The organism is Bacillota bacterium, from assembly GCA_033549065.1.
Classification (GTDB): Bacteria; Bacillota; Dethiobacteria; order DTU022; family DTU022; genus JAWSUE01.
In genome coordinates this window covers 82,357-99,773 of sequence record JAWSUE010000001.1, presented here as the reverse complement: position 1 = coordinate 99,773, position 17,417 = coordinate 82,357, and the positions used below count along the sequence as shown (strand labels likewise).

Here is a 17,417-nt window from a genome sequence, read left to right as displayed (position 1 = left end):
CTAGAGAAAGCTAATATCTTACCAGGCTCTTTCGGCAATGCCGGTTGCAGTCCTGCGGTAAGGTAGCCAAACAAGGGCAAACATTTTAAGCAGGATATCTTTTTTCAGTGGTTTAACAGTATAATGCTCCAGTTCTTCGGTAAGTGGATCCATGGCGGCATTAAGCAAATCTGTTTCTCTTTTAAATTCTTCCTCCAATTCCTGAAGTTTTTGACGCTGGACTTCGAGTGTTTCAGCTGCCCTTTTAACGTCTTCCTGTCCTTTCATTACCCTGCCGGCGCCCCGCGCGGCAGTAGTCGCCCTGCCAAGTGTTGATGCACTGACGGGAGATTTTCCTAAAAAAGATCCAAGAAGCGTTGAGCCGACAGAAATTGCTGTCTGCATCTTGTGCTGTTTTGCCTGGTCTTCCCTGTTCCGGACCGTTTGCTCTGCACGCCTGATTCTTTCTTCAACAGTGGCAATTTGTGAATTGTATTTTTGTCTTAATTTTTCTATTGCCTGATCACGATGCTCCCTGGCGCTTTGCTGCAGCCTTACCCGAAAGTCCCGTTCAGATTCACCGGGTTCAGAAATCTGCTTGAATTTGCGGCTTTGCAGTAATTCAACAGTTTGGCTCCGGTATAACCAATCCACAAATTCTCTTGACCATTTTGTATAGTTTCGGGGATCTCCGGCATTGGAGGATAGTTCCTCGAATAAAGCGCCACTTTCAGGGGTTGTTTCAAGTTCTGAAAGATCGAGATCCAGCTTTTCGGCGCGATCCCAGTCGATTGGGAAAATATCATCAGTTATCGCTGTGATTAAAAACACCTTCCTGCTTTTACGCAGATTGATCCTGTCGTTCACGAATCCTATCTGAGCGCTGCCTAAGGCCATCGGTTTATAGACTATATTTTCACCGGGTGCAAGCCTGGTCCTAACCGGAATAAATGCCTGATTTATACTTGGCGGCAGAACCGGCATCCCGCTTTCCGGTGATGATGAATCAGCGGTTTGCGGAGGCGGGGCTGCTGCGGCCTGTTGAACAAGCACATCTGCAGCATCTGTTACAATTTCTTCGGAGAGTTGTTGATCTGAAACAGGAGAAACAGTTGATCCAGTGCTGACAGGCTCTGTTGTGACAGTTTGAGCACTAAAACGATCTCTGTATGGATCCATAAGGTCCTTGATCTGGTTACGGGTTAATGGTCCGCGTAAGTAGGACATACACCACCGGGTTTCAAATATTATCGGCTCACTCTGATGAACATTATTCATAACAAATACCCTTTGTCCTAAACCGGATATAACCTGTTCCATTTCCTTTCGATCAAATTTAGTACCCTGTGAAGTGGCCGCTCCGGCAAGACCGTCAATCAAACGCATTTTATCTCTTTCGGTTTGCAGCCGACCGATGAACCAGGTTCCCGTATTGGCCAATCCCTTATAATCAAGGTCAACAGGGTTTTGAGTGGTCAGCATGATACCAAGTCCATAAGCTCGCGCCTGTTTGAGTAAAGTTAACAGAGGGCCCTTGGATGGTGGGTTGGCTACCGGAGGGAAAAAGCCGAATATTTCGTCCATGTATAACAGTGCTCTTAAGCTGGTAGTCCCGGTTTGAGATCTCGTCCAGCTTAAAACCTGGTTAAGGAGCAGGGATACAAAAAACATGCGCTCATTATCGCCAAGATGTGCTATGGAGAAGATAGATATCCTTGGTTTTCCGCTTGGGGTGTGCAGAATATTATTGATGTCAAGTGATTCTCCCTGAAGCCAGCCGGCAAAACTTGGAGAAGCCAGCAGATTATTTAGCTGTGAACTGAGAGTAAAACGATCTTTTGAAGGGTAAAAGGATTCTATGTTCATGACGCCAACCTGGCTAAAAGGTGGGTTTTGAATTTGCTGAATTAATCCGGCCAGATCAAGATTGCGGCCCTGCTGCCAGGCGTGGGTGAGTATCGTGGAAATTAAAATATGTTCCCTGCTGTTTATCGGATCAGCACTGATTCCCAGCAAACCCAAAAGGCTTCCCGCTGTTCCGCTGACACGGTCTTGGAGCAGTTCCAGGTCATCTATTATAGCCTGAGAAGGAGCAGAAAATGAATCTAAAATCGAAACCGGTATCCCGGCTGTGCTGCCGGGTGTATATATTACAAATTCTGCTGAATCTTTAAGGTAACGGATTCGTTCACCATCCTGTCCCCATAATGCCAATCCATTTTTCCATAACTCTGCCTGCCTGGCAGCGTAATCATCAGGTGAAAGATTCTTTTTGCGGGCATCATCTTCATTGATCCATGGTCTGAAGTCTTCCGGTCGTAATTCCGGAAAGGTAAGCAGCATGTTGGTTAGATCCCCTTTGGGATCGATTACTATAGCAGGGATATTGTCCAGCGCTGCTTCTTCAAGCAGGGCAATGCAGAGGCCTGTTTTTCCACTGCCTGTCATTCCAACACAGACTCCGTGGGTAACCATATCTTTTGAATCATAAAGTAATAGTCCTTCTACTGGCTTTTTACCAGGTAGATCATAGGGTCTGCCCAGATAGAAAACACCCAATTTCTCAAAGTGTTCCATAAGGATAACTCCTTTCTACAGCCATTGGTTTATGCTGTAGTTATAGTGATTTATGATGCCTGATCATATGTCGTATATATTACACATAGCATTATTCATTCCTGCAAGCGCTGAAGTCTCATTCAAACAAAATCCTTTTGTGGGTTGACAGAGCTGGAGGATTTGTTTAAACTAAAAACAACATATAATCTATAAAAATAGTAGGATTAATGGATTTAGATTTTGGAGGTGAAATTCTGTGAAATTATCTACCAAAGCCCGATATGCTTCACGGGCCCTGGTTGAATTGGCTATCAAGTATGGTGATGGTCCGGTTAAATTAAAAGATATTGCGAGCAGTCAGGATATTTCACTCAAATATCTTGAACAGGTAATGTTTCCTTTGCGGATTGCCGGTTATGTTAAAACACAGAAAGGCAGCCAGGGAGGGTATGTTTTGGGAAAAGATCCAGCTCAGATTACTCTGCTTGAAATAGTAGAATCTGTAGAAGGCTCACTGTCTCCCGTAGAATGTACGGATAACCCTGAGCAGTGTGAGAGGGTTAGCCGCTGTGCTGCCAGACAGGTCTGGGTTGGCTTGAAAGAAGTTATTGCAAATGAATTAAGCAGTATTACCCTTGGGCAGCTTGCGGAAAAACAAAAGAAATTAGACAAACAATATCTAAATAGAAATACATAAATAGAAAAATAATTGAAGAGAGAAATTTTTAAATACAGGTGCAATGATTTCGAGCATACAATTTTGGGCAGTTAACACACAAATATAAGTTTGATATAATTCAAGTAGGAATTATTATTTTGTCTTCACTTTTATCAAACCTTGGTTAAATGAAGTGGAATGGGGTTTAGTAGGCATATATAAAACCAAGTAAGTTAGTAATTATTCTTATTTGTTTTGCAAAGGGTGCTTATTTGCGTCGCAAAAAAAATTATCGATCGAAGGAGGTTATATAATGGCGACTGAAACTGAAAAAGTAAAAGTCGATAGCAAGAGGACTGCCGATCCGGGTGCGCTTACTATCCTTGAAAAAAACGAGAAGTGTGTTGAAACAGCTTTTGACCGCTACCTGAAAATGCAGCCCCAATGCCAGTTTGGCAGAACAGGTGTATGCTGTCGCATGTGTTTGCAGGGACCCTGCAGGATTTCAAAAAAAGCTGACAAGGGAATTTGTGGTGCTCACGCCTATACAATTGTTGCACGCAACCTTTTACGGGCTATAACTTCCGGAGCTAGTGCGCACGGTGATCATGGGCGGCATATTGTATATACCGTAACCGATATGCTTGAAGGGAAACTGGCAGATTACAATATTGAGGATAGAGATAAGCTCTACAGCGTTGCAGTTCGCTTAGGCCTGGAAACGGAGGGTAAAGCAGAAAGAGAAATTCTAGAAGAAATTGTCGCGCTTGCCCTTCAGGATTTCATAAAAGTATCTCCGGATCACTGTAAATGGCTGGAAACCACAGTTGTTAAAGACCGCCTTAAAAAATTTGAAGAATGTGCGATATCGCCACGTTCAATTCACACAACCATAGCGGAAACAATGGCTCAAACTCATATGGGTATGGATGCAGACCCTGTTAACCTGATCTTTCAGGGATTAAAAACTGCGTTATGTGATTATATCGGAATGCACATTGCAACTGACCTGTCTGATATTTTGTTTGGCACACCTAAACCGGTGACGACAGAGGCTAATTTCGGAGTTATGGAAGCAGATACAGTTAACATAGCCCTACATGGGCATAATCCGCTTTTAAGTGAGATGATCGTCAGGGCTGCCCGGGAAATGAATGAAGAGGCACATGCTGCCGGAGCTAAAGGTATCAAGTGTATGGGTATTTGCTGTACCGGTAATGAAGTCCTTATGAGACAGGGCGTTCCGGTATTAACCAATTTCCTTTCTCAGGAACTGCCGATTATGACCGGAGCGTTGGATGCAATGGTGGTCGATGTTCAGTGTATTATGCCCGGAGTAAAAGCAGTGTCGGAGTGTTTCCGCACCAGGGTAATTACCACAATGTCCAACGCTAAGATACCGGGCGCGTATCATGTTGCCTTCGACGAGGAACAGGCGATGGAAAAGGCCAGGGAAATTATTAACCTGGCGATAGAAGCATTTAAAGAAAGGAAAGGTCAGGAAGTCCATATTCCCCAAGTTAAAAATAAAGTAACAGCTGGCTTTAGCATGGAAGCACTTGAAGATATTCTAGCAGCAGTTAATCCCGATGAGCCATTTAAAGTTATAACAGATGCTATTGATGAAGGGCAGTTAAGTGGGGTCGTCCTTTTTGCGGGATGTAATAATATGCGTGTTCTGCAGGATGAAAGCCATAGCGTAATAATCAGGGAACTGGCAAAAAATAATGTTCTCATGGTAGCAACCGGGTGTGCCGCCGGGAGTGCGGCTAAGATGGGCTTGATGAATGATGAAGCAGTTAAAATTCATGCCGGGAAAGGATTAAAATCCTTTATCAACACCCTGAATGAAGCAAATAAAGAGAAGCTAGGCGGTAACAAACTGCCGCTGATCTTTCACATGGGTTCCTGTGTTGATAACAGCCGTGCTTTTGGTCTGGCTACTGCTTTGGCGAAACAGTGGGATATGGATATGCCGAAAATACCTTTTGTGGCTTCAGCCCCTGAAGCAATGAGCGAAAAGGCAGTAGCAATAGGCAGCTGGTGGGTGGCTTTGGGTTTGCCCACTCATGTCGGAGTTGTTCCTGAGGTTACAGGTAGTGCCCTTGTTAACGGGATCGCTCTCCAGATTGCAGAGGATGTTTATGGTGGTTATTTTATATGGGAGGAAGATCCTATTAAAGCGGCAGAGAAAATAATAAAAGCATTGAATGAGCGAACCTGGAAATTGAAAATCCATCAGGAACTTGCCGATAAGTATGAAACCGAAGTATCAGCGGGATACTAAGGTTAAGATAGATAAAAGCTCTTAGTTACCGGGATTTAATATGTCAGTTATAATAGATGTAGCTGTTTTTCAAAAAAAGCACTGCAGCTAAAATTGGAGTGATAGCTATGTGCCCAAAAGTTGCGTTACAGCCTGAAAACATTACCGTTGATGCCACCTCCGGGACTACTCTCCTGGAAGCAGCAAACCAGGCGGGTATAGAAATCAGGGCAAACTGTGGCGGTGAGGGAACTTGCGGCCGTTGTAAAGTAAGAGTTGATGAAGGCAGGGTAGATCGTGGAATCGACCGGGCGCTCAAGCCAAAATTACGCGATGAGGGCTATTACCTGTCATGCCAGGCAAGGGTAACAGACGAAGATATCCGGGTTTTTGTTCCGGTAACATCCAGGGTTACAACGCATAAAGTTATCTCCGCATACGCGCGTGAAGACGAAGAGATGGTTGCCCGAGCACTGATGCAGGGGTATCGTAAACTGCCAATCTGCCGCAAAGTGAGGGTAAAACCGGAAGCTCCGAATCTTGTTGAAAGTACAGGCGACTTAACCAGGTTAAGATTAGCTCTGAAAAAAGAGCTCGATTTACCGCTTAACGAGGACAGGCTTCAAATCAATATGTCTGCCCTCAAAACGCTTGCCGATACACTTCGTAAGAATAACTGGGATGTTGCTGTAACGCTTGCTGATTACGGTAATTACTCGGAAATTATCAAAGTTGAACCCGGAGAAAACGGAGCTACCCTCGGTGTTGCTATAGATGTTGGCACAACTTCAAACGTTGTATACCTGGTCGATTTGAATTGTTGTAAAATACTTAGCCGGCAGGGTGACTATAACCGCCAGTGCCGTTATGGTGACGATGTGATCAGCCGGATCATTCATTCAGTTGAACAACCGGAGGGGTTGTCCCAACTACATGAGGCCGTTACGTCAACAATCAATTTTTTGATCGAAAGAGCGGTCAGTGAGGCAGGTTATAAAAAAGAAGATATAGTTCAGGCAGTAATTGCGGGCAACACCACGATGACCCATCTTTTATGGGGGATTACTCCCAGGTATATTCGACTTGAACCGTACATACCCACCTTCAATGTAGTCCCTCCGGTAAAAGCAAGAGATATCGGAATTGAAATTCATCCTGAAGCGGTAGCTGTTTCTTTCCCGCAGGTTGCCAGTTATGTCGGTGGTGATATTGTTGCCGGAGCTCTGTTCACCAGAATAGCCCATCAGGATCATACAACATTGTTTGTCGATATAGGTACAAATGGAGAAATGGTTCTGGGAAACAAAGATTGGCTGGTAAGCTGCGCCTGTTCCGCCGGACCCGCTTTCGAAGGTGGAGGTATCACTTTTGGGATGAGGGCTGTCAAGGGAGCAATCGAAAGTATCGAGATCGACCCGGATACCAGGGAAGTAAAATTTGAAACTGTTGGTGGTACCAAACCCCTGGGGATTTGCGGGTCTGGCTTAATCGATGCTCTTTCCGCAATGCTTGAAGCAGGAATTATCGACCGGGCCGGTATATTTCAGAAAGGATTGGATACACCACGCATGCAAAACGGTGAAGAGGGCTGTGAATTTGTTCTGGTCTGGCCTGAAGAAGCTGCAGTTGAGAGCGCCATAGTTATAACTGAGGGAGATGTCAAAAATCTCTTGCGCGCAAAAGCTGCAGTTTACGCTGGCATGCGAACCCTGCTCCAAATGGTCGAAATGAATGTTGATGATATATCCAGGGTAATCATAGCCGGTGGGTTTGGCAACTTCTTGAATATTGAAAAAGCTTTAAAGATAGGGTTACTGCCTGATATAGATCCGGAGAGGTATACTTTTATCGGAAACAGTTCTGTAAAAGGAGCCTGTCTTGCTTTACTATCTGCCGATGCTTATCATGAAGCGGTTGATTTGGGACAAAAAATTACCTATATGGAACTGGCGGTAGGAAATACCTTCATGGACGAATATATGCAGGCAATGTTTCTCCCGCACACTGACCTCGACCTGTTTCCCAGTTTAAAAGAGACAAACCACTGAGTTGATGCCCTTTATGGCGTCTATGATGAACTGGCAGGCAGGGTTTGGGAAATATGGACAATTGGCGATTGAGAGGATATACCCAAAAATTATGCGACGACCGTTAATATCGGATGGAGTTCGAATTATTAGTGCTTATTCCGGGAGGTCGATAAAAATGCAGCTTGAAATAAATGGAGTATTAATAGAATGTACTGTAGGCGATATAGCCTCACAAGATAATATTGATGCGGTTGTTAATGCAGCCAATGCTCAACTGCGAACAGGTGGAGGAGTAGCCGGTGCACTTCACCGGGCAGCTGGTCCGGGCCTGGAAGAAGAATGCCTTCCACTTGCTCCGATTAAACCTGGGGAAGCGGTAATTACCGGTGGACACAGGCTGCCAAACCGCCATGTGATCCACTGCCTTGGGCCGGTTTATGGAGTTGATCAACCTGAGGTGGATCTCTTATCTGCTTGTTACATTAATGCTTTGAAGCTCGCAGAAAAAAACAAACTCACGTCAATTGCCTTTCCCTCGATCTCAACAGGGGTGTTTGGTTATCCGATGGAAGAGGCGGCCGGGATTGCCTTTGCCACAATAAAAAGAATGATTCCTCAATTAAAAACTGTTAAATTGATTCGCTTCGTTCTCTATAACTCAGAAGCCCTGACTATTCATGAAAAACAATTTAAAAATGTGCTTCAAGATAGCGCTGATCTTAAATAAGCTATCCTGAAACTCGCTGATTGAATTTACGATAACTTAAAAAATTTATAACGAGTAAATATATAAGGCCGATCCAGAAATAAAGTCTAAAACTCATAAACATTTGTTCCTCCCCCCTGATCAAAGTGCCGATCATTTTTGCAGGCCAGAAAGCAGGAATCAATGAGAAGAACAGTTCTTTGGAATCTGAAAAGAATAAAGCAATAATTGGTAGAATAATTACCAAACCGATCAATTTCATAATTGCAAAACCTTCGATTTTATTGTTGGCAAATATGTTTATCAGCAGACCGGTAATCGGAGCACTGAAAGAGGCTAAGAATGAAACAACTAATATATTACCCCAGGATAAATTACCTACAGCAGAAAACCACATTACGAATACAGAAGCAAGAAAAGCAAAAAAGTAAACAATTACCAAACGAAATGCCATAAAATGATTGAATGATAGAGGGGTCACCCTGATTGAATCGACAATGTGGTCGTCTCGATCATCCAGTATTGAGAAGCCTATTACAGCGCCATAAATCATAGGCATCATCAAGGTTAATGCAGATAAAATGAAATCGGCATTGCGGTCAATGCTAAACCCGCTGTTATCTGCTATCACTGGTAAAACATAACGGCCGACTATACCGAATAAGATGGGATAAAAAAGCATAAAACGGGTCATCGGGTCGCGCAGCCATTTTTTTAATTCATCGAAAAAGAAGAGATTATACATTTTTATACACCTCCTTCCCTTGCTGCAAATGAATCAAATAGTTTGATAACAAAAATAAACAATATGACTGAACCAAATACAAGGTACCCTAAACTGTAAATCAGTTCACCACTGCTCGCAGAGCCTGTTGGAGCATACAGAAGAACCATTGCTGCTTTAGTTGGAGATAAATACAGTATTTTATTAAGCAGTTCATGTTGGATTATATTGACTTGGTCGAGCAATGCGGGAAGCATGAAGATAAGCATATATTTAAACATATTCATCAAGAGTCCTGTAAAATCTTTGGAGTAATATGACAGGATAATGCCCACAAGTGCATGAAAAAGTGCGGTAATAATTACAGCTCCCAGCAGACCAAATATACTAAGGTTCATTTCTTTAAATAGCAGGGAATAAAGATAGAGGATTATCAGTGTAAAAATACTTGCAGTTATTGTAGATATTATTTTTGTCAGTAAGTAATCGGTCTTATTGATTGGTGCAACTAGAATAGCCCTTAGACTCCCTTCCTGTTTTTCGAAGAATATCGTTACACCGACCATTAGAATTGCCATCGATGTGGTGTCAATAAAGAGGAGTAAAGGGAATATGAAGGTTATATCAGTTATTTCTGTCAGGTAGAGAACGCCGATCCAGATCAAGGCCACAACTATGCTGGCAGCTGCAATTTTGTATTCCAGCATTCGTTTATATTCACCCACAAGGAGTAACAGTAAATTATGCATTTTTACCCACCCCTGTAACCTTAATAAAAATGTCGTCAAGGGTTGTTTCTTTACTGTGCATCGAAATTATTTTTTTTGTTTTGATTATATTAAAAAAATCACTGTTACTGCTTAACGTGTCCATTTCAAAAGTTGCTTTGGCAATTACTGAACTATCCATAAACTCTAAAACAACCTTATTCTCACCATGTTTTAATTTAAGGCTTTGCGGGGTATCTATTTCTTTTATGCTCCCGTCAACCATAAAGGCAACTCGATCACACAATTCATCAACATCATTCATCAAATGGGTGCTCAGTAAAACTGTCCCGCCGTTATCCCTGTACTCTTTGATTAAATTTTTTAATATACGGGCATTTGCTGGATCCAGACCGATGGTTGGCTCATCCAGAAAGAGCATAACCGGATTATTCATTACTGCCCTGACGAAGTTTAGTCTTATTTTCATACCTTTTGAAAATTCACTTACTTTTTTCTTGCGTTCATCATAAATACCCAGTCGCTTCATCAGGCTGTCAGTATCAATATGGTTTTTGTAAAGTTTACTGAAGAAATTAATATTTTCCTCAGCGGTTAGCTTGGAAAAATGAACAGGCACTTCAAAGCCAACACCTATCTCCTGGTAATAATCTTTATCAAATGTTTTCAAATCTCTATTACGATAATTAATAGTTCCCCTGTAGTCTGTGAGCAGCCGAACCATGATTTTCTGAGTGGTACTTTTTCCGACTCCACTTGGTCCAAGCAGTCCGAAAATTTCACCCTGTCTCATTTCAAAATTAAGATTCCTTATTGTATCATCGCGGTTTCGTGGGTATCTGTATGATACATTATTTACCTGAAACAAAATCAAACCTCCTCCCCAAAAATTAAAATGATTGGTATAAACAACGCTTCACTTAATTATTGATCTGCTCACGGATTTCGTCAATCAATGACCTGTTATGAACCAAAAATACTCAAAGTTCCTATTGACTAAAAAAAAGAAGCAGATTAGACTGGATTAATGATGCTGATATAGATCAAAGACAAGGGGATTCCTGTTGAATAAACATATACGTTTCTGGATGTGGTCGCTGCTTTCCCTGACTCACATAATAGCTCACTTCCATCGGTTGAGTTTGAATGTATTGGCCGATAGCCTGATGGCTGATTTCAATTTATCCGGAGCCACCATGGGAAACCTGGCGGCAGCATACTCATATACATATTTATTAATGCTTGTTCCCGGGGGTCTGTTTGTTGATAAGTTTGGTTCGCGTCGATCTGCTTTCCTTATAACGTTTCTTATGGGAGCCGGCGCCCTGATTTTTGGTACGTCTAATTCAATTTTCAGCCTCTTCGTAGGTCGATTGCTGATCGGTTTCGGCGCTTCGGTTGTCCTGATCAATATGATGAAATTCCAGTCTGAATGGTATAGTACAGATGAATTTGCGACAATGAATGGTATGGCCATTTTCATCGGTTCGATCGGCTCGGTAATTGCTACATTTCCCCTTGCATACCTTTTAAATTTTGCCACATGGCGTTCTATTTCTACCGTAGCTGGTATAATCTCCATCTCACTGGCTCTGGCCTGTTTCATCTGGATTAAGGATCATCCTGAAAAATTAGAAGCTTCCGGGATTTCAGGGGAGAAGGTAAATAGGTTAAGGGTTACAATACCTGTAGGAGAAATGTTTAAAACTGCACTCAGCAACAAATACCTCTGGATGTTATTTTTCATTAATTTTGGAATATACGGTGGCTATCTGACTTTTTCAGGGGCCTGGGGCGTTACTTATCTGATGCAGGTATATGAACTTACCAGGCAGCAGGCTTCGCTTTATGTAATGCCTGCTGCGGCAGGTGCTATGTTTGGAGCGCCTTTGGCTGGTTATATATCAGACAAACTGGGGCGAAGACGGTTGATCATATTTATGGGGGCACTTCTTTTTTGGCTAAACCTGGCATTGCTGGCGGTAGTATTTGGCGGCAAACCACCACTCTTTTTAATTTACCTGATCTCTTTCAACCTGGGAGTTTCTGTTTCGGCTACCATGCTATCTTTAACCAGCGCAAAAGAGAAAAGTTCCTCAAATTTGGTGGCAACAGCTTCCGGATTTGTGAATATGGGAAATTTTGTCGGTGCAGCATTTCTACAGATCATCTTCGGTTTTATTTTACAGCTTGGCTGGCAGGGAACTTTTGATGGGGATGTCCCGCTTTTCCCACTATCTGCTTTTGTGAATGCCTTCTATTTCTGCCTCCTGATCGCAGCCGTATCGGTTGTTATGAATTTTATTCTGAGGAAGCATGCCAATAACAGCAGGAAGATTTCATTATAATTCCATGCGAGAAAAGCGTATTCCAGTAAATATTATCATCAATGCTGATAGAATAATTGTTGCTAATATTGGGCCTGAAACGTCGGTTAATCCAATTGTGCCATCAACAAGCGGTCTTAATTGGGAAAGTAATGTATTGGGGTAATAATTAGCAAATTTTGAATTGGCAATTATAAAATTTAAAATTCCAGTGAGGAAAAATATAAGAATGGTTAAACCGCCTGCCTGAAGGGGACTTTTCAGCAAGGTTGAAAGACTGAGTGTAATGGTGGCAATAAAGAGAGTAAAAAAAATCAGGCTTATAGTTGCATTAGCTGCTTCACCAAGAGGGATATTATCAAATAAACTGGCTGTATAGAGGTATGCAATTAAACTGCAGCCCATTATGCCGATAATTATAGTCGCATAAAGAACTATAATCTTTGAAAATAGGTATTCCCAGCGTCCAACAGGCTTGCTGAGAAGCCATCCTGTTATACCCGTTTCTTTCTCCCTGGCAACTACTCCCATAACAGCGAATATTAGCACGAAAATGCCGATTTGAGATACATCTGAGAGGTATGATACATAAACTTCGCCGGGTGTGGGATCAGGCATAACCATCTCCAACCCTTCAGCGAAATAGGCAATGATTTCATTCATGTACCGCATCATCAGAGGGTCGAGCAGGGCAAAAAAGAGGACAACAATCAAGAATGCGGGATAACGGAAGCTGCGCCAGTTCCACCTCAATTCCTTAATCACAAGGGTGATCATTTTTCCTGACCTCCCTGCTGGTATTCATCAAGAATCCTGAAAAATACTTCTTCAAGATTCGATCTATTCTGCATGAATTCCGTTACTGTGATATCTTCATTTATAAGAAAGGGGATTAGCTCCTCAGCCATTTTAATCGATTCACCTGGTTCAGAAATCACGAGTATCTTATCGTGCAGCAGTGAAACCTGGCGGACTGAGGCTCTGGTTTGTATTAAAGCAGCAGCTTTATTGTATTGATCAGGCTTTACGGTTATGAGGTACTGTTCCATGGCGTAGCGCTTCAGAAGATCATTCATGCTTGCATCCAGGAGTTTTTTGCCCTGGTTGATAATGGTCACATGATCACAGATTCTTTCCACATCAGCAAGGATATGACTTGAGAAAAAAACAGTTGCCCTGCCTTTTAGCTTAGAGATTATATCCAGAACCCTTCTCCTGCCTTCAGGATCAAGAGCGGATACCGGTTCATCCAGGATGAGCAATTCAGGCTCAGTCAGCAGTACAGCTGCAATACCAAGCCTTTGTTTCATACCCCTTGAATAGGCGCCCACTTTACGGTTGGCTGCATCTTCAAGCTGGAAATGTTCAAGAAGGCGTTCTACCCTGTGTCTGCTTTTCTTTTGGTCTACTTTGTAGATGTCCGCCACAAGATTAAGAGATTCTTTTCCGCTTAAGCCTTCAGGAAAAACCGGATCCTGGGGCAGGTAATTAACATATCTCAGATAGCTCAATCTATTTCCGAATCTTAAAGGCTCACCAAGCACTTTAATATTGCCCGAAGATGCACTCATCAGGCCGAGAATTATTTTAATTGCTGTTGTTTTACCTGCTCCGTTGGGGCCCAGAAAGCCGTGTATACTACCCCGTATAACTTTAAAATCAATGCCGCGCAGAGCGGGTGTTTGCCCGTAAGATTTGGTAAGTTCACTTACTTCAATAGCTGATCCTGTAATATTATTCCTCTCCTCTGCCGAAAACGAGGTAAATGATTGGCCCGAACATATTCACAAAGATAATTATTAAAGCCCAGGCCCATTTGGGAAGGGCTTTAACGTACTTACGTCTTATGAGGTCAATAATTGCCCAGACTGCCAGCAAAAACTGCAGCAAAATCAACGGCCAGAGTATTATTACCAGGTCAACTGCACTCTGCAAATTACTCATCCCCAATCTCATATAAATAATTAACTGATTAAAGAGCCGAATGATAAGCCCATTCAAGCCATTCCAGGGCTAATTCCAGGTCTTCTCTTTCTACGGTTGCGCCGCACCAAAAGCGTAATCCATCGGGAGCGTCCCGGTAAGAGGCAATATCGTATGCCGCTTGTTCTGTTTCCATTAGCTTAATTATTTTGTTCAGTTTATCTTCGCTAACATCTAAAACCAGGCAAACGCTGGTGTTAGATCTGAATTTTGCTTCTCTGGCGAGAAAATCTATCCAGGGTCGTTCTTCCACGAACTTTTCTACCACCATGAGATTTTGTTCGCTATGTTTAATCAAAGATTTAAGTCCACCGGTTTTTTCAGCCCATTTTAATGCCTCAAGGTAATCTTCAACGCATAACATTGATGGTGTATTGATCGTTGAGCCCTCAAAAACTCCTTTTATCAGCTTGCCATTTTCTTTCAGACGGAATATTTTCGGTATAGGCCATGGAGGAGTATAGGTTTCAATCCTGTTTACCGCCCGGGGTGATAAAACCAGCATACCATGAGCGGCTTCGCCGCCAAGAACTTTTTGCCAGGAAAATGTTACTGCATCAATCTTTTCCCAGGGTATCTCCATGGCAAAAACTGCAGAAGTTGCATCACATATAATCAACCCTTCATGGTCCGGAGGTATAAAATTGCCATCAGGTATTTTGACCCCGCTGGTTGTGCCATTCCAGGTTAATACCAGATCATTGGAAAAATTAAAGTTGTTCAGCGCAGGAAGGTCGCCGTATTCGGCAAAATGCAGTTCAACATCATCGAGTTTGAGGTGCTTCGTTATGTCATCTGCCCAGGCTTTACCAAAGGCCTCAAAAAATATTACTTCAACTTTTTTTTTGCCAAGCAGGTTCCACATGGCCATTTCAAAAGCGCCGGTATCGGAAGCAGGCACGATGCCAACCAGGTAGTCAGTCGGTATCCCCAGAACATCTTTTGTTCTGGCAATTGCTTCTTTAATACGGGATTTGCTGATAATGCTGCGATGGGATCTGCCGAGGGGTGCTTCGCTTAATTCTGATAAATTGTACCCGGGATGTTTGGCGCAGGGCCCCGAGGAGAAATTTGGGTTTTTTGGTTTTAAATTCGGTTTATGATGCATTGATGCTCCTCCCTTAAGTGTGAACCGACTTCAGATGGATCATACAATAGAGGCTCAGTTTCGTAAAGACAAAATCAAGGAGTATAAATAATAACTACATTAAACATGATTACGTAACATCAACTCCGATGGATGCGGCTCTAAATAGGTTTGATCCGACAGATAAATAATACGGTGCTTGCGGATATAGTGATTTATTAGAGTTAGCGGCACCACCAGGGGGCTATACCCATTGTGGTATTGATCTATCAATTTCAGAAGTTCTTTTTTATCATCGGAGCCGATATGTTTTTTGAAATAGCCTATAATATGATGCAGCACGTTAACATTTTTTTTGACTGTTGCTTTTAGAGACATTGCCTCCATCAGGTTTTCTCCATACTGCTTGAATAGTATTTGTACCGGTATGTTTTTCCCCTCTGCAACCAGTTTGCCTATCTTGGAGAGGTGTTTCGGGCTGTGTGCCATCAGCTGAAGTTTGTGGTGGGCATGAAATGTAATTAACTTTCTAAAATCAGGAGAGTCTATTAGAAAGTTTTTCCAGCGCTTGTAACTGAAAATCCTTTCTATAAAATTTTCCCGGAGGCTCATGTCCTGAAGACGACCTTCTTCCTCCACGGGCAAATAAGGGAATTGTTCAACCAGTGAACGGGCGAAAAGCCCCTGGCCTTTTCCATGAACCCTGCCTGATTGATCATATATTTTAACTCTGTACAAACCGGAGCTGGGCGAGTTTTTTTTGAATATAAAAGCGTCGATATCATCATTTTCCAGTTCTTTTACCCTGGCAGCGCTGTACCTGAGCATTTTCTCTGTTAGATCTATTCCAGTTTTTATGGTGATTAATCTGGGATTTTCAATATTACCAACAAGCCGCATTGCTTCACGGGGTACAGGTAGACCGCACTCAACTTCAGGGCAAACAGGAACAAAAGAAAAATACCTGGACAGGGCATCAGTAATGTAATAATCATGTTTGTGCCCTCCGTCGTATCTCACCTTGTTGCCCAGTAGACATGAGCTGACACCAACCCTGATTGTATCTTCCAAGGATCTTCTTCTCCTTTAGCAATTGACTTTTTTATGGATGAGCATTATCCTCCAGTAGTAAGCAAACGATTTGGCATAGGTATTAAACAATTTGAAACAAATAATTATATTTATTATATATTTATTATGTGCTATTCACTATCATATATGATTATATATAATGGATACAAGATTAATACGAAATTTATTGTTAGGAGAACCAGGAACCCTGACACTAAGTTATAGGTCTATATACTTAGACAGTTTGGAAAGGGGCGTAAAGAATGTTTAAAAAAATTTCGATTTTGGGGTTATTAGTGTTTATATTAATTGCCGGATCATTTATCAATGGCTGTAGCCAGGTGGAAACAGACTCGGATCAGTTATCAATTATTGAAGGAGAAGGAATATATACAGGCCAGATTGATAACCAGTCAGTTGAAATAGAGATAGATGGTCAACCCAGGGTATTTGTGCTGGGTCAGGGAGTTAATACTTCTAGCATAAGTGAAAACACCCCGGTTCGTTTTACATTTACCGAAGAAGAAATCAGACCGGTTTTGCTCTCCATTGAACCTTTAGCTGCTCAGTTGGAAGCTGAGGGTATATATACCGGACAGATAGACAGCCATTCGGTTGAGATTGAACTAGATAATGAATTTGTTGCTTTCGCTCTTGGTGAAGGTGTTTCAGTTGATCATATCCCTGATGGATCCAGGGTCTCTTTCATATACATCGAAACAGGTGATAGGCCTGTTCTGCTATTTATTGAAGAGCTTGAATCGCTTGCAGCCGGCGAAGAAAGTGAGCTTATCGGAGAAGGAATTTTTATCGGTCAGATAGATGCAAATTCAGTCGAAATATTAATTAACAGGGTTTTTATTATTGGAGAATCGGTTAATCTGGATGATGTTGATGATGGTTCACTGGTGGTTTATACATATACTGAGGATGGTCCGCGAGCTGTTTTAGATTCGATTGAAGTAGTGGAAGAGCCTGTTGAGGGAGAAGTATTGCATGGCACCTATATTGGACAGATCGATGGTCAATCTGTTGAAATTGAGTATTATAGAGCATTTGCTCTTGGAGAAGGGGTGGCTGCCGGCGATATCGAAGATGGTTCTGAAGTGGTCTTTGTTTACAGGGAAAGCCAGCACAGGCCGATCTTAATATCAATAACAAAAAAATAAATTATTGAGACTCATCTAGATGGCCACCATTACTGTAAAAGGAAGGTGGCCTTTTCTATGTTAAACAATTGCACAGGTGAACCGATACCTTTTTGTTAAAATTATAAATGTATGATCGCATATACTTGTT

At 42.2% G+C, this 17,417-nt stretch carries 15 protein-coding genes; 6 read left to right on the top strand and 9 right to left on the bottom strand.

The features are described 5' to 3' along the window. Window positions 1–18: 18 nt before the first annotated feature. A complete protein-coding gene (locus SCJ97_00475; GenBank protein MDW7738521.1) occupies window positions 19–2,556 on the bottom strand; it encodes an ATP-binding protein in 2,538 nt (845 codons plus the stop codon). Between the two features lie 238 nt (window positions 2,557–2,794). Between SCJ97_00475 and SCJ97_00470 the strand changes: the two genes are divergently transcribed. From SCJ97_00470 to SCJ97_00455, 4 genes are all read left to right on the top strand, one after another. Further along, on the top strand, window positions 2,795–3,235 hold the full coding sequence (locus SCJ97_00470) for an Rrf2 family transcriptional regulator (protein MDW7738520.1): 441 nt from the start codon (window positions 2,795–2,797) through the stop codon (window positions 3,233–3,235). A 274-nt stretch (window positions 3,236–3,509) separates the two neighbouring features. After that, window positions 3,510–5,483, top strand: a complete 1,974-nt coding sequence (cooS, locus tag SCJ97_00465) for an anaerobic carbon-monoxide dehydrogenase catalytic subunit (protein MDW7738519.1) — start codon at window positions 3,510–3,512, stop codon at window positions 5,481–5,483. A 107-nt stretch (window positions 5,484–5,590) separates the two neighbouring features. Further along, a complete protein-coding gene (locus SCJ97_00460; GenBank protein MDW7738518.1) occupies window positions 5,591–7,510 on the top strand; it encodes an ASKHA domain-containing protein in 1,920 nt (639 codons plus the stop codon). 157 nt (window positions 7,511–7,667) lie between these two features. Further along, the gene (locus tag SCJ97_00455; protein ID MDW7738517.1) at window positions 7,668–8,219 is read left to right on the top strand and encodes a macro domain-containing protein; all 552 of its coding nucleotides are present in this window, start codon (window positions 7,668–7,670) and stop codon (window positions 8,217–8,219) included. A gap of 1 nt (window position 8,220) precedes the next feature. Here the strand turns inward: SCJ97_00455 and SCJ97_00450 are convergent, their stop codons facing one another. From SCJ97_00450 to SCJ97_00440, 3 genes are read right to left on the bottom strand one after another with little or no spacing between them, the layout of a single operon-like run. Continuing rightward, on the bottom strand, window positions 8,221–8,943 hold the full coding sequence (locus SCJ97_00450) for an ABC transporter permease (protein MDW7738516.1): 723 nt from the start codon (window positions 8,941–8,943) through the stop codon (window positions 8,221–8,223). A 2-nt stretch (window positions 8,944–8,945) separates the two neighbouring features. Continuing rightward, complete coding sequence (locus SCJ97_00445) at window positions 8,946–9,671, bottom strand: ABC transporter permease (protein ID MDW7738515.1); 726 nt, start codon at window positions 9,669–9,671, stop codon at window positions 8,946–8,948. Continuing rightward, window positions 9,664–10,518, bottom strand: coding sequence for an ABC transporter ATP-binding protein (locus tag SCJ97_00440; protein MDW7738514.1), 855 nt, complete (start codon window positions 10,516–10,518; stop codon window positions 9,664–9,666). The genes SCJ97_00445 and SCJ97_00440 overlap by 8 nt, the downstream gene beginning before the upstream one ends. A gap of 196 nt (window positions 10,519–10,714) precedes the next feature. Here SCJ97_00440 and SCJ97_00435 point away from each other — a divergent pair, with 196 nt between their 5' ends. Then, on the top strand, window positions 10,715–11,998 hold the full coding sequence (locus tag SCJ97_00435; GenBank protein MDW7738513.1) for an MFS transporter: 1,284 nt from the start codon (window positions 10,715–10,717) through the stop codon (window positions 11,996–11,998). On the opposite strand, the gene SCJ97_00430 is transcribed toward SCJ97_00435, so the two are convergent. The 5 genes from SCJ97_00430 to SCJ97_00410 all read right to left on the bottom strand — a co-directional run bounded on the left by SCJ97_00430 (window position 11,993) and on the right by SCJ97_00410 (window position 16,118). Beyond that, complete coding sequence (locus SCJ97_00430; protein MDW7738512.1) at window positions 11,993–12,754, bottom strand: ABC transporter permease subunit; 762 nt, start codon at window positions 12,752–12,754, stop codon at window positions 11,993–11,995. The two genes, SCJ97_00435 and SCJ97_00430, sit on opposite strands and share 6 nt — an antisense overlap. Then, window positions 12,751–13,641 (bottom strand): ABC transporter ATP-binding protein, encoded by an 891-nt coding sequence (locus SCJ97_00425; protein ID MDW7738511.1) that lies wholly within the window; start codon window positions 13,639–13,641, stop codon window positions 12,751–12,753. Before SCJ97_00425 ends, SCJ97_00430 begins: the two co-directional genes overlap by 4 nt. Before the next feature lie 70 nt (window positions 13,642–13,711). Beyond that, window positions 13,712–13,921 (bottom strand): PLD nuclease N-terminal domain-containing protein, encoded by a 210-nt coding sequence (locus SCJ97_00420; GenBank protein ID MDW7738510.1) that lies wholly within the window; start codon window positions 13,919–13,921, stop codon window positions 13,712–13,714. Between the two features lie 28 nt (window positions 13,922–13,949). Next, window positions 13,950–15,068 carry a phosphoserine transaminase gene (locus tag SCJ97_00415; GenBank protein ID MDW7738509.1) on the bottom strand — a complete coding sequence of 373 codons (1,119 nt, stop codon included), beginning with the start codon at window positions 15,066–15,068 and terminating at the stop codon, window positions 13,950–13,952. A gap of 99 nt (window positions 15,069–15,167) precedes the next feature. Next, the gene (locus tag SCJ97_00410; protein MDW7738508.1) at window positions 15,168–16,118 is read right to left on the bottom strand and encodes a DUF523 and DUF1722 domain-containing protein; all 951 of its coding nucleotides are present in this window, start codon (window positions 16,116–16,118) and stop codon (window positions 15,168–15,170) included. Between the two features lie 263 nt (window positions 16,119–16,381). Between SCJ97_00410 and SCJ97_00405 the strand changes: the two genes are divergently transcribed. Then, the gene (locus SCJ97_00405; protein ID MDW7738507.1) at window positions 16,382–17,287 is read left to right on the top strand and encodes a hypothetical protein; all 906 of its coding nucleotides are present in this window, start codon (window positions 16,382–16,384) and stop codon (window positions 17,285–17,287) included. Window positions 17,288–17,417 lie beyond the last annotated feature (130 nt).